We start from the raw sequence: 14,221 nt of genomic DNA on the forward strand, positions 1-14,221 counted from the left end.
GCCACTTAGGGTTCCGCCCTTACGGCGGGTCACTTGGAAAAGCCCCAAGTAACCAAGGGCTCTTGCCCCTTACGTTCGGTGCCTCGCCAAGGCTCGGCATGCCCTCGCTCCGGTCCTGCTCCGTGGGCCCGCCGCCATCGGCCATCCATGGCCGGCGGCGGCTAACCCGGCATCCATGCCGGGTTGCCCACTGCACAGAACCTCCACTCGGCCTCTCGAGGGGGCAAGAAGATCAAAAGCCAAAGCCAAAGCGAGGCGGCCTACCGGCCGGCCTGATCGCGGGGTTCGTTTGTCTGTGATGTACCTGGTCGACTGGCAGGCCGCTATCGTCGGAACGCCGCCCGGACCAAACTCGCTCCCACAGGTACTCAGTACATCTGAAAGATTTCGATCGGCTGGCAGGCCGTCTTCGCGGGCAAGCCCGCTCCCACAGGTACTCAGTACATCTGCAAGATTTCGGTCGGCTGGCAGGCCGCCATCGCGAGCTCGCTCCTACAGCAGAGCAAATACAGAGCCGCGTACACCACTGCTCTTCACCACTCATCAGGCCGAGCGTTAGCTCGCCTGCAGCTCTTGATCTTGATCCACCCGCCCCCTCGGCAGGCTGAGTGGAGGCGTTCATCCGGGGGTGGGCGCGTAGCGCCGTTCGGCGAAGCCGAACACATCGAGAGGAGGTCGAGCGAAGCCGACCGGAGGCGATGCCCCCGGATGAATGCCGCAGCGAAGGAACCCCGAGCCTTAGCGAGGGGCCGTACGTTCGGGGCGAGACCTTTTGGTTCCTTTTGGGGCGTCTGCCAAAAGGGACTCGCCGTAAGGGCGAAACCATAAGCCGCCGTTACCAAAAAACCGGATATGTACACCATCAACAAAAAACAGGTCGGCTGTCAGGCCGCCTTCGCGACCCTGCTCGCGAAGGCGTCAGTCCGAGCTACACATCCCTCAGCTCTTCACCACCACCCACGTAAAACACAACGGCAACTGCGCCACCTGCTGTTGATAGCGGTCATAGAGCTCTTCACGGTTGGAGTGCGGGTACTCCTTGAAGTGACGGATCTGCAGCCCGGCGGCAATGGCGGCGCTGAAGAGGTCGCCCAGGGTGTGGACGAACCAGTAGGACGCCGCCGACGGCTGCTCAACCTTGCCTTCGTAGACGATCGGTTCGTGCTGCACGAACGGTTCGCGACGGAAGTATGAACTGGCCAGACGAAAAGGATCGGTTGCCTCGGGGTCGAACATTTCCAGGAACGGGTGGGTTTCATACACCACCAGCGCCCCACCCGGCTTCAGCGTACGCGCCACATGGCGGAAGAATTCACCGATGTCCGGCATCCAGTTCAAGACGCCGATGGTGATCAGCGCCAGGTCAAAGCGCTCCTGCAGTCCGGCCGGCAAGTGGTGAATGTCCGCTTCGATGAATTGCGGCGCATGGGGCGAGCGGGACGCCAGTTCCCGTGCCTGCCCGAGAAATGCTTCAGACTGGTCGACGCCCACCACGCTGAGCGCACCCAAGGCAAACAGCGACAGACTTTCGCGGCCGTTGTTGCAGCCCAGTTGCACCACGTCCTTGCCGTCGACACCCGTCTGGGTCAGCAAAGCGGTCAGTGTGTCGTCCAGGCAGGAAAACTCCGCGTATTCCACGCCCTTCAACAAGGCTTGCCATTCGCTGGAGTCTTTGTGGTGACGGGCGGAGTCATTCCACGCCTCGCGGTTGCTGGCGATGGCTTGTTCTTTTGTCGGCAGTTCCATTGCATGCTCCAGGGTCCGGGTCGTCGATTTGACCGGCCGGAGTCTAGATCAACCTCATCCTGGCAGGTGTTGCGAACTTGTAATCCGCGCAGCGTCGACGGCTGTCCACGGTGGCAGCTATAGTTAATAACCTTGGGGGGAATGTGGTTAAACCGATTTAGCAGGTGTTGCCATGAAAAAGACCGACCTGACGTTTTTGCTTGCCCTCTGCCTTGGCGCGCCCGCTGTCGCCCACGCCGACGACATGCCCACCACCAACTACAGCAGCGAATTCAACTATTACGGCGCCGACCAACCCTTCGCGCACCCCGTACCACCGTCCATGAACATCGTGCCGCCGGGTTCGTACATACCGACCGCGCCCGGGGAATTCATTCCGGTTTCAAGCGAGCACGTGTTTTCCGACTCACGCCTGCCGACAGTGGCCGACGCCACGGTCCGGGTGTTTATCCGCTCCTACGATCCGGAGCGTGGCGTGTACGTGAACCAGGAAGTTGAGAACCCCGGCTGCATGCAGTCCTGTCTGAGTCAAGGCCCGGTGTTGCAGTGAGCACTAGGGGGCGTTCTCAATTGGTTTCCCTACCGCGCCGGGTCTGCTGTTGTGCAGGGCAAGGCGCGAGAAGCGCAGTTTGGTCATTCCAAATCAGCTTCGAGCAACACAGCCCTGCACAACAGCAGACCCGGCCCTTCGGGTTGTGCCTTAAAGCTGGCCATGCTGCGTTGCAGGCCTTGGAAAGGGAACAACCATTCCCCGCGGCCTACGCCTTGCCTGGCCAGCTTTAAGGCGACAACGCGGTGGGGAAACTAATTGAGAACACCCCCTACCACTGGCGTTTGTCCGGGCGGGCGAGGCCGAGCTTTTCGATCCGGTAGCGCAACATGTCACGGCTCAGACCCAGCAGGCGTGCCGATTTGGTGACGTTCCAGTCGGTTTTGTCGAGCATCTTGCGCACCATGTCGCGCTCCACTTCCGGCAGGTTCATGGACTCGCTGCCGTTGTAGGACGGACGCGGCTCACTGGAATGTGGCGGCTCGTGATGAAACATCGGTGGCTCATCCACCAGGCTCAGGCAGACGTTCAACTGATGGGCGGCGATGGTGTCGCTTTGCGCCAGCAACACGGTTTGCTCCAGCATGTTGCGCAGTTCGCGCACGTTGCCCGGCCAGCTGTAGCTGAGCAGCAAATCTTCGGCCTGGTCGCTGAAATGCAGGTTCGGCTTGCCATAGCGTTTGCCATGCAGCCCCAGGAAGTGCCGGGCCAGCAGCAGGATATCGGCGCCACGGGCATACAGGCGCGGCACCTTGATGGAAATGATGCGCAGGCGGAAAAACAGGTCGCGGCGGAATTTGCCTTGCTGGACCATTTGTTCGAGGTTGCAGTTGGTGGCGCTGATCACCCGCAGATTGACCTTGCGCTCCTTCACCGAACCAACCCGGCGAATGGTCCGGTCTTCCAGCAGCTTCAGCAGCTTGGCTTGCAGCAGCAGGTCCATTTCACCGACTTCATCGAGGAACAGCGTGCCGCCATCGGCCGCTTCCACCAGCCCCATGCGACGATCCTTGGCGTCGGTGAAGGCGCCCTTCTCGTGGCCGAACAGTTCCGACTCCACCAGATTGGACGGGATCGAAGCACAGTTGAATTCAATGAACGGGCCTTTGGCGCGCGGGCCGTCGAAGTGCAAGGCCCGGGCCACCAGTTCCTTGCCGGTGCCCGTCTCGCCTTCCACCAGCACCGGCGGCAAATCGCTGTTGACCATGCGCCGTTCGGCGTCGAGCAATTGGGTGATGGTGCCCTTGAGGTACGCCATCGGTGCCGACTCGCCAATCAGTGCCTGCACCCCCGACTTCTGGGCTTCGCGCTCTTGGTAAAACGACAGCGTGCGCTCCATGCGGTCGGTGGCCAGGGCCTTGTCCAACAACTGCTTGAGCTCTGGCAGGGCCACCGGTTTGGTGACGTAGTGAAAGGCCCCCTCTTTCATCGCCGCCACGGCGTCTTCAACGTTGCCGTAACCGGTCATCATGATCACTTTCAGATCCGGCGCGCTGATGCGCAGCTTCTGGATCAGGTCGTGACCACTCATGCCCGGCAACGAGTTGTCGGTCAGTACCACGTCAGGAGCGAAAGAACCCAATTGCTCCAGTGCATCTTCGGCCGAGTGGCAAACGGTCACCTCGAAGCCCTTGCGCTCCAGGTAAGTCTGAATATTCTCGGCGAGAATTTCGTCATCCTCGACCAGCAGAATGCTGTGCTCCATATGCCCCTCCCGTTGCCACTTTGAAATTGAGACAAACGCGGGTTCCTTCCTGCTCCCGACTGGTCAGTTCGACCGAGCCGTCAAACCGTTCCATAATTCTTTTGACCAGGGCCAGGCCCACGCCCAACCCACCTTGCTTGGTGGTGAAGAACGGCTTGAAGACCATTTGTTGCTGTTGTTTGGACATGCCCTTGCCAGTGTCGGTCAGGGTCATGCTCAAGTCGCCGGGCACCGAGGAATCGATCTCGATCGTCAGCACGCCACCCTTGGGCATGGCTTCCAGTGCATTGGCAAACAGGCTATTGAGTATTTGCGTGAGCAGCACCTGTTGGCTGACGATCGGCGGCACGCTGACAGGAGAGAAACGCACTTCGACGTCCGAACGTTTGATCAGGGACTCGAAGGCACTCAAGGTGTCTTCGAGGGCCAGCACCAGGTCGACCGTTTCACAGTCGTCATTCATCGGCCGCAACGACACCAGCAATTCACGGACCCAGCGCGACATGCGGTCGACCTGACTGATGATGTCGCCAATGTTTTTCTGTGCGGTCTGGCTGGCGATGCCCTGGGCCAGTTCGGCGCTGGAACGGATATTGGCCAGCGGGTTGCGCAAGCTGTGGGCGACCGCCGAAGACATCTCGCCAAGGGCGACAAAGGTCTCGTTGGCGATCAGTTGTTTCTGCTGGCTCTGCAACAGCGTCGCCGCGCGTCGTACGATCCAGAACAGCCCCAGGTAAATGGCCGCCCCGCCGATCAGCGTGGCCAGCCAGATCGCCTTGAAGCCACGCTGGATGCGTTCCACCAGATCCAGCGGCTCTTTATAGATTTCCACCATGGCAATCACTTTGCTTCTGTCGGCGTTGAACATCGGAATGTAGTTCTCGACGAACAAATACTCCGGTTCGCGCAGCAAGCGTTGCTCGGGACGCTCCTCATCGATTTCGTGGTAGCTGGTGGACACCGGCGATTTCATTTCGAAGGATTCGTCCAGCTCATCGTCGCCCTCGATGCGCACGCCGATCAACTCGGGGTTGGTCGACCAGACCACGGTGCGGTCCAGGGCGTACACCGTCGCCAGCAGGATGTCCGGCAGATGCTCCACATGGTCGAGAAACTCAACGCGCGCGGCGGCCCGGGATGCCGGGTTGACGTCGGGGTAGGCATCGTCCATGCGCGGGTCGAGCATTTCGCCCATGGTTCGGCCCGGGGCAATGCCGGCATGCCGGATTTCAGCCTCGCCAATGGACTGGATGAACTGCGCGGTCAGCATCGAATCGCGCTCGATGCTTTCGTCGACCACAAAGCGCGTGGAGATGTAACCCAGCCCCAGCGCCACCACAGCGATGATCAGAAAGCTCGCCAGGGAAAACCAGCGCAGTAAATTGAACTGCGGCCGCCAACTCTTGCGTTGTGCTGCCGGAGCCTGCGGCGCAGCTACTTTTTGTTGTTCTAGTATCTGCATGGCGGTGTCCTGGATACTTGAAATCGAGCCTGTTCAGCCGCTTTCTGGATCAGTGTAGGTGGCATTGATAGCCATTGACTGGCCAACGTAATTTTTTTGACGCTATTGCACCTTGGGCATGTCGGGTTGCGCGACCGAATGATGATGCTCAGGCTCCTCGTTACCACTGGCCACTGGCACCACCGGCGGATGCTGGCGATCGGTTTCTTCTTGCAGGAAATCGATGATGGACTGGACGGAACGCTCATCCAGCCGCAGGTTAGGCATCGAGATCCTGTTGTAGCGCTCGAACAGTTCCATCGCAATCGGGTCCTTTTCCGCGAGCATGCGGTCAGGTTCGCGGATCCAGCGGTTGAGCCAGGCCGGATCGCGCTGATAGGTCACGCCGATCAGGTCCGGGCCGATGCTGTGCAGGCCGATGCCCTGCCCGTCCAGCGGACCGAGGCTGTGGCAAGACGCGCAGCGGGTGCGAAACAGCTCTTCGCCATTACTCGGCGGGCGGATTTCCGGTGCGTTGACGTAGCTTTCTTCCACACTGGGCTGTTTCCAGTTGTGCAAGGTATTGGCCAACTGGTCGGCCAGAATCCACGGATTTTCGAACGGCGAGGCTTTCATCCAGCGGCCCGTTGCCTGGTTGCCGACGATCAGGCTCAGGTTGTGGTCCTTGTTGCGCCCGTTATCGACGCCTTCGATGAACAGCCCCAGTTTTTTGCGCAGGTCGGTGACGTCGGCGAATTCCCCGGTGAGGAATTTCCACCCGGGCCCGACCTGGAAGCGTTGCGCATAGGCCTTGAGCACCTCGGGGGTATCACTCAAGGGGTCGATGCTGATGGAGTAGAAGAAGATGTCCTTGCCGACCCGATCCCCCAGCAGTTTCTGCACCTGGCGCAGGCGCGCGGTTTCCAGGGGGCAGGAGTCGCTGCACGAGGTGAAGATGAAGTTGATCACCACCACCTTGTCTTTGATCAAATCATCGAAAAAACGCAGCTGCTGTCCGTCCTGGTCGGTCAGCAGGGTGTTGGGGAAATAGTTGCCACCCCACGGGGTGGCGTCTTCAACGACAGCGGGCTCGGAAGTGGCTGCAGGAGCAGGTGCGGGCGTCGACGTCGGCTGGCTGGCAACCAGCAGCTGGCTGGCCAGCAAACCGGTCACCAGCATCAGCACCAGGTGCATGCCCAAGGCTCGTGCGCGTGGCGAATGCAGCTCTTTTTTTTCCATCACCAGCCGCCTCGATGTCGTGAAGGGGGGTAATGGTGGTTTGCAAGGACCTCGCCAATCATGTGTTTTTTTTATAAAAAAGTACTAACACTCAACAAAACAATGATTTATCACAATCAATGGGCGATGACCGTGGAAAGGACCGGGGATTGAACCCCCGATATTGGGGGTAGTTCATCCCCGTTTTCAGGGGACCAGATTAAACGACAGGCGAACAGTGGTGCCCTCGCCTTCACGGCTATCCAGGGTCACCGCACCGCCAAAACGCTCCATGATCCGCTTGACCAGCACCAGCCCGACTCCCAGCCCGCCCTGCTTGGTGGTGAAGAACGGCCGGAAGGCCATGGTGCGCTGTTCCTCGCTCATGCCTTTGCCGGTATCGCTCACCCTCACGCTGACGCGCTGGGCATCGCGCGACTCGATCTGGATGGTCAGCGTACCGCCGCCGTCCATGGCTTCCACCGCATTGGACAGCAGGCTGTTGAGGATCTGGGTCAGTTGCACGTGCTGGCTCAGGACCATGGGCGTCTGGTCCGGCTCGAACACCACGTTGATCCTGGCCTTGCTGATCTGATGCTCGTAAGCCATCAGGCTGTCATGCAGGGCCGCCACCAGGTTCACCGGTTCCGCCTCGTCATTGAGCGGTCGCAGGGACTGGAGCAACTCCCGTACCCATGTCGACATGCGATCGACCTGACCAATGATGTCGTTGATGTGCCTATGCGCCGGACCGCTGTCGAACTCTATCGCCAGCTCGGCGCTTGAACGGATGTTCGCCAACGGATTGCGCAGACTGTGGGCGACCGCCGAGGACACCTCCCCCAGCGCCACAAAGGTTTCGTTGGTGATCAATTGCTTCTGCTGCGTCGCCAGCAGGATTGCCGCCCGCCGCACGATCCAGTACAGGCCCAGGTAAATCAGACCGCCGCCCAGGGCGGTCGCCAGCCAGATCAGCACCAGGCCGCGCTCCATGCGGTTGATCAGGTCCTTCGGCTCCTTGTAAATCTCGACCATCGCCGTGACGGTGCTGCCATCGGCGTCGAACAGGGGAATGTAGTTTTCGATGAAGGTGTATTTGGGTGGCTCCAGGAACTTCTGCTCCATGCGGGATTTGTCTACATCGTGGTAACTGGTCGACACGGAAATTTTCGAATTGAATGCCCGGTCGAGGTCTTCATCGCCATGGATCGTGATGCCCATCAAGGCCGGGTTGGTCGACCAGATCACCATGCGGTCGGGGGCATAGATGTTGGCCAGGATCACGTCCGGCAAATTTTCGATATGGTCGAGGAAATCATCACGGGCACTGGCACGGGACAGCGGGTCGACGTCAGGAAAGTCTTTGTCTTTTCGTGGGTCGAGCAACTCGCCCATGGTCCGGACTTTGGGAATCGACACATGGCGCACTTCGGTCGAGGCAATCGACTGGATGAATTGTGAGGTCAATAGCGCATCGCGCTGCACGCTTTCGGTAATCACGAACCGCGAGGACACCGCCCCCAGCGCCACCGCCACCGTACCGATCACTAGCATGCTGATCAGTGAAAACCAGCGCAGCAGATCGAACGGCTCCTTGCGCGTGTTCAAGCGAACTTCGCTTTCGGTCGCAAGTACTTTGGCGATTGTGTTCATGGACACGGTTCCCGGAAACCCCCTATAGGTTTATAGCCCACGCATGGCTGTTTGCCCGGTGTACTACGATCCCCTCCCGCCCCGCGCACCCTATCCACCCCCAAAGCTGGGGAAAGCCGCCCGCGTCCCAGCCTCCCAGGCTGTCACCCGCGACTGCGCCATCGCCCTTACTCCGGGCTTCCCACGGGCGTTTTCGCTGATTGGTATGGAAGTTGCCGAACACCCTGCCAACTGCCCCATGCCCAAGGGACAGGTACTTCGATAGAGGGAATACTCATGCACCCTTTACTGTGCAAAACCGCGTCCGCCCTGATTGTGACCGCTCTAGCCCAAGGCATTGCCCACGCAGCGCTGTTTGCCGCAGACCCCGGACCCTACCTGCCAGCCAATGGCAATTTCGCCGCCTGGTATCAAGATACCCACGGCCGAACCCTTGACCTGTGTTTATCCAAGGCTGTCAGTTCCAGGGTTGCCAGCACGCCGGGCGCCCCGACTTACATGTGCTCGTTGATCCCGAACCCCGGTATTTTCGACGACACTCAACCGTTGGTCTTCCCGACCAATTTCCCCGACGAAGCGTTCTGGGCCACGGGCGAAACCACCATCGTCGATGCCGCCCGAGGCATCGACCTGACCTATGTCTCGGCGGTTGAGGCAGCCTTCAGTAGCGGCGATCCGCTGGAGGGCGACCAGATCAGCTTCGCCCGTATCCGTATTCGCATCGACGTGCCCACCGCCGGCACTTATGTCATCACCCACCCCTACGGCGTCGAAGTGTTCAACGTCGACACTCCCGGCCGGCGGGCGATCAACATGACCCGGGACATCGGCATCGGTGCGCCAAAAACCTACGACGGCGCGCTCAAGGGTGACGTCGGGCCGTTCCTGCGCAGCGTCAATGGACCCTACACCGAGACCAACCCGAGCACTGGCCAGGCCGAACAATTCGTTGGCGATCCGAATCTCACCGAAGCCGTCACCGGCAGCCCGTTCAACACCAACTACGTGCGCCTCGAAGGCCCCAATGGCCTGGACTTGCGCACCAACCTCTTCGCCGTATCCGGCAAGTTGTCGACGGTGGTCCGGCCGACCCCGGTGATCGCCGAGCGCAGCACCTACTCGCGACAGCCCGGCACCAGCGCCCCGGTGGCCCAGCAGGACGTGTTCGTGCTGGCCCCGCCACCACCGGCCAGCGTGACCCTGGACAGCAACAACCCGGTGCTGAACTTCACCGAAGCGAACACCACTGGCCACTGGTATGCGCAGTCGCCGAACAATCCGACGCTGCCGAGCACCTTGCAGGTGACCGCCGACAACCACCTGGCCATCACCAGCAGCACGCCGACCACCTTGCCCATGCAGCTGACCGACCTGGTGACGATCTCACGCGCCGAGTACAGCCTGAGCACCGGGCAAATCACCATCGTGGCCTCGACCAGCGATGAAACATCGCCACCGGTACTCACCGCCACCTCCGGCACCGGTATCGCCATCGGCGCCTTGAGTGGTGACAGCGCGGTGAAAAGCCTGGCCACCGGGATCTCGCCGATTCCGCCAGCCCAGGTTCGTGTGTCGTCGTCCAATGGCGGCAGCGATACCGAAGAAGTGGTCATCGTGCAATGAACGCCCACATGCCCAGATCCTCATCAGGAGGCATCATGAACAAATGGCCACGCCTGGCGCTCAACGCCCTGGGACTGACGCTATCGCTGTCCGACAGTGCCTTCGCGCAACTCGCCGCCGTCGATCCCGGCCCTTACACCTTTGCCACCGGGAAATTCCCGATCTGGTATCAGGACAACAATCAACTGTCGATGGAGCTGTGCCAGTCACGCGCCGCCAGCTCGCGGGTCGCTGCCAGTGTGCCACCGGCCTACATGTGCACCCTGCTGCCGACACCTGGCGTTTTCGACGACACCCAGCCGATGGTGTTCCCGGATAACTGGCCAGACGAAGCCTTCTGGTTCCTTGCCGAGACCAGCATCCCCAACAACACCGCCGGCTATGGCATGGACGCTTATGTCGCCGGGATCGAAGCTGCATTTGCTGGCGGCAACCCGCTCGACGGCGACCAGATCAGCTTCGCGCGGATTCGTATGCGGGTGAACATTCCCACAGCCGGGACCTACACCATTACCCACCCCTATGGCGTGGAAACGGTCAACGTCACCACCCCCGGCCGTCGTGCAATCAACATCACCCGGGACGTCGGCGTCGGTGCGCCGGGGGTTTTCAGCGGTGCAGTCAATGGGGCGATCGGTCCGTTCCTGCGCAGCGTCAACGGCCCCTACACCGAAGTGAACCCGGACACCGGCGCCGTCGAAACCTTCGTCGGCGACCCGAACCTCACCGAAGCCGTGACCGGCAGCCCCAACAACACTAACTTCGTGCGCATCCAGGGCCCGGCCGGGACTATCCAGACCAACCTCTTCACCCTGTCCGGCAAGGTGCTCGACAACCGCGTGCAAACCGCGGTGGACATGAGCCGTGCCACCTACCGCCGCGTAGCCGGCACTGGCGGCAACAACACACAGGTCGAAGTGTTTGCCAAAGCCGCCACCGGTTCGACCCTGTGCTTTCGCGAAAGCATCGCCCTGGTCCCCGGCCCGCCTGTGTCACCTTGCCAGACCAACATGCTGAGCGATAACAACGGCGTGTTCTTCGCCCAGCATCTGCTGGCCAATGGAACCGTGCCGCCGGTCGTGGTGGTCACCGCCACCAACCCGGCCGGGACCACCCGCCCGACCGCGGTGTCGAGCAAGCTCTCGGACGTGGTGAAAATCCAGACCGCCCGTTATAGCTGGAGCAACCACAGCCTGCTGATCGAGGCCACTTCCACAGACGAGGTGGTGGTGCCGGACATGGTCGCCCAGGGTTACGGACGGCTGTCGAAAACCGGCACCCTGCAACACCTGACGGTGGCTGACCTGACCCAACCCCCTGCAACCGTTACAGTCAAATCCGCCGCCGGCGGCAATGACACCGAGCCGGTCATAGTCGTCGGCACTGCACCGGACACCGGGGCGAACCAGGCACCGATCTCCGTCGCCGATACCGGCGGCACCAGCTTCGGCGTGCCGATCACCCTCAACCTGCTGGCCAATGACAGGGACCCGGACGGCAATACGCCGCTGAGCATTACGGCGCTGACCCAACCGGCCACCGAGCAGGGCTCCGTGGCATTGAGCGGCACCACGGCGGTGGTCTACACCCCTCCCGCTGTCGTCAACGCGCCGCTGACCACGACGTTCACCTACAAGGCCCAAGACGTCAAAGGCCTGGCCTCGACGACAGCGGCAACCGTGACCATTACCGTGGCGCCTAACCGGCCTCCGGTGGCAGTCGCCGATGCCGTCACGACACTGGGTGTGGCGATTCCAATCAACGTGCTGGCCAACGACAGCGACCCGGAAGGCAATGTTCCACTCGCGGTCGCCAGCTTCACTCAACCACCGGCAGATCGCGGCACCGTCAGCAGCAACGGCACGGTGCTCACCTATACCCCACCGGCCACCATCACCACGGCCTTCACCACGACCTTCACCTACATCGCCCGGGACAGCTTCGGCGCCCAGTCGACGTCGCCGGCCACGGTCACGGTGCAGGTCTCGCCACGACCTGCTGCGGAAACCTTCGCAGTGACCACCGCAACGGTGAGCGCCCGTTCCAATAACCGCTTCACCTGGAACTTTGCCGGCACCTCATCGGTGACCACCGGCAACACCATCACCATCAAGGTCACCACGCCGACCGGACTGGTCACCCTGGGCACCACCACCGTACCGGGGAACGGTCGCTGGCGGTTGACAGTGAACAACACCACCACGGTCGTACCGTCGGCGAACCCGACCGCCACGATCACCTCGTCCCAAGGCTCCGTGCGGACGGTGCCGGTGATCGCCAACTGAGCCCCGCGCCCCATTAGCCACGTTGGTTGATGGGGCCGGCTTGAGCCCTATGGAAAACCGCGGCCTCGGGTGGGGGGCCGCGGTTTTTTGCCGGGTTTGTTCGTCTGTGAGAGTTGAGTCGGTTGACAGGCCGTCATCGCGAGCAAGCTCGCTCCCACAGGGGACGTGGTTGTACACGGATTTTGCGCTCGACACTGCTCCCACAGAAGAGCAAAAGCAGATCGGCGTACACCCACGCTTCTAACCACTCATCAGGCCGAGCGTTAGCTCGCCTGCAGCTTTTGATCTTGATCCACCCGCCCCCTCGGCAGGCTGAGTGGAGGTGTTCATCCGGGGATGGGCGCGCAGCGCCGTTCGGCGCAGCCGAACACATCGAGAGGAGGTCGAGCGAAGCCGACCGGAGGCGATGCCCCCGGATGAATGCCGGAGCGAAGGAACCCCGAGCCTTAGCGAGGGGCCGTACGTTCGGGGCGAGCGTTTTTTGGGTTACTTTTTTAGGGCTTGTAAAAAAAGTGACTCGCCGTAAGGGCGAAACCACCAGCCGCCGTTACCGCAGCAACGGATATGTACTCATACCCACAACCTGATCGACGAGTCCCGTCAGCCGCCCGGCCAACGCCTTGGCCTGGCTAGCCACGTCGGTGACGGCGGTACTTTCCCACCACATACCGCGCAAAGGCGGCCCCATGGCAAACAGACGGCGGGCGGGCAGCCCCTCGGCGTTCAGGACCGCACCATCGACCTCTGCCGCGATGCCCAAGGCCAACGGCCCCGGCCGGACCAGGCCTCGGGCGAGCAATTGCCGGGGCAACGGCCGCGCAACCCGGCGCCAGTCGTATTCGATACCGCTGGAGTTGATCAGGGCGGCACCGCTGACCACACAGCTGTGCGCTTCGCCGCGCCGTCGAAGGCGAATACTCACCTCGCCATTCAGCGAAGGCTCAAGGCCCTGGTAAGAGGCCGCGTGAATACGTAACCGCCCTTCTTTATATAAGCGCTCCACCAGTTCGGCACTCAAGGGTGGCGAGCGGTGGTGATGGCTTTCCCACCACGGCCGCACATGCCGCACAAACTGCCGACGCTGCATATCCGTCGCCTGATGCCACAAGCGACCAATGTGCGCCCGCACCGTATCCAGCGGCGCCTGCCAGTCGACGCCCTGAGCGATAGCGTCCCGGCAGTGCCGACGCAGTTCACGCATCAACTGGCGAGGTGTGCGGATGCCCTGATCCTCGGCGAGAAAATCCACCCAGGCCGGTGGCTGGCGCCGCACATGGGGCAGCAGGCCATGACGGGAAAACACTTCGATCGGGCCGCGATGCCCGGCCTGTTCCAGGGACACCACGGCGTCGACCATGGTCAGGCCCGAGCCGATGATCATGACCGTCGATTGCGGATCGAGCCGCTGCATGGCCGCCACGTCCCACGGATCGAGGGCCGCCGCATTCAAGCCACTGGACCGGGTTTGTGGCGTGCGCGCGGCGGGAAACATCCCGGTGGCCAGCACCGCAAAAGCGCCCTGCAAGCATCGGCCATCGCTCAAGGTCAACCGCACGACGTCGGCATCGGTTTGCAAATCGACCACTTCGGCCTGCACATGCTCGACCGTCGAACCGTTCAAAGCGCCCACCGCCTGCGCTTCGGCCAGGCGCTGCCGGGCGTACAGGCCGAAAATCCCGCGAGGCGGAAACAGCTCGCTGATCGGCACGTGCTGCTGATCCGATTCCGGCCAGCCGCCAGCCTCGATGTACCCGGTCAACCATTGGGTCAGGTCGTCGGCGTTGTCCGGGTCGACACTCATCCGCGCCGCATTGCCGTTGAGCGTATGGCCCAGTTCCACCGCGCTGTAGGCTTCGCCCCGCCCCAACTCGGCCCTGGGCTCGATCACCAGCACCCGGCGCCGGCCCGGCAAACGCATCAACTGCGCCGCCAGCAGCGCGCCACTGAGGCCGCCACCGACAATCAGGATGTCGGCGTCATTGGTCAAGGTCTGGCCCATC

Annotated in this window: 9 protein-coding genes; 3 read left to right on the forward strand and 6 right to left on the reverse strand. The window is 61.7% G+C overall.

The window, feature by feature from the left end:
- Positions 1-939: 939 nt before the first annotated feature.
- Positions 940-1,746, reverse strand: a complete 807-nt coding sequence (locus AC3IT9_RS18360; RefSeq protein ID WP_489270624.1) for a class I SAM-dependent methyltransferase — start codon at positions 1,744-1,746, stop codon at positions 940-942.
- Positions 1,747-1,918: 172 nt separating this feature from the next.
- Between AC3IT9_RS18360 and AC3IT9_RS18365 the strand changes: the two genes are divergently transcribed.
- The gene (locus AC3IT9_RS18365; RefSeq protein ID WP_489270625.1) at positions 1,919-2,296 is read left to right on the forward strand and encodes a hypothetical protein; all 378 of its coding nucleotides are present in this window, start codon (positions 1,919-1,921) and stop codon (positions 2,294-2,296) included.
- Between the two features lie 271 nt (positions 2,297-2,567).
- Here the strand turns inward: AC3IT9_RS18365 and AC3IT9_RS18370 are convergent, their stop codons facing one another.
- The 4 genes from AC3IT9_RS18370 to AC3IT9_RS18385 form a co-directional block, all read right to left on the reverse strand.
- Positions 2,568-4,001 carry a sigma-54-dependent transcriptional regulator gene (locus tag AC3IT9_RS18370; protein WP_489270627.1) on the reverse strand — a complete coding sequence of 478 codons (1,434 nt, stop codon included), beginning with the start codon at positions 3,999-4,001 and terminating at the stop codon, positions 2,568-2,570.
- Entirely contained in the window at positions 3,970-5,463 is a 1,494-nt protein-coding gene (locus AC3IT9_RS18375) for a sensor histidine kinase (RefSeq protein WP_150728399.1), read from the reverse strand. The genes AC3IT9_RS18370 and AC3IT9_RS18375 overlap by 32 nt, the downstream gene beginning before the upstream one ends.
- Positions 5,464-5,565: 102 nt before the next feature.
- On the reverse strand, positions 5,566-6,681 hold the full coding sequence (locus AC3IT9_RS18380; RefSeq protein WP_489270628.1) for an SCO family protein: 1,116 nt from the start codon (positions 6,679-6,681) through the stop codon (positions 5,566-5,568).
- Positions 6,682-6,867: 186 nt separating this feature from the next.
- Positions 6,868-8,313 (reverse strand): sensor histidine kinase, encoded by a 1,446-nt coding sequence (locus tag AC3IT9_RS18385; protein WP_489270629.1) that lies wholly within the window; start codon positions 8,311-8,313, stop codon positions 6,868-6,870.
- Positions 8,314-8,589: 276 nt separating this feature from the next.
- Here AC3IT9_RS18385 and AC3IT9_RS18390 point away from each other — a divergent pair, with 276 nt between their 5' ends.
- Both AC3IT9_RS18390 and AC3IT9_RS18395 read left to right on the forward strand, forming a co-directional pair.
- A complete protein-coding gene (locus AC3IT9_RS18390) occupies positions 8,590-9,936 on the forward strand; it encodes a hypothetical protein (RefSeq protein ID WP_489270630.1) in 1,347 nt (448 codons plus the stop codon).
- A 35-nt stretch (positions 9,937-9,971) separates the two neighbouring features.
- Positions 9,972-12,221, forward strand: coding sequence for an Ig-like domain-containing protein (locus tag AC3IT9_RS18395; RefSeq protein ID WP_489270631.1), 2,250 nt, complete (start codon positions 9,972-9,974; stop codon positions 12,219-12,221).
- 547 nt (positions 12,222-12,768) lie between these two features.
- On the opposite strand, the gene AC3IT9_RS18400 is transcribed toward AC3IT9_RS18395, so the two are convergent.
- Positions 12,769-14,220 carry an FAD/NAD(P)-binding protein gene (locus tag AC3IT9_RS18400; RefSeq protein ID WP_489270633.1) on the reverse strand — a complete coding sequence of 484 codons (1,452 nt, stop codon included), beginning with the start codon at positions 14,218-14,220 and terminating at the stop codon, positions 12,769-12,771.
- Position 14,221: the final 1 nt, after the last annotated feature.

Source organism: Pseudomonas sp. KH_046_1 (assembly GCF_057839025.1).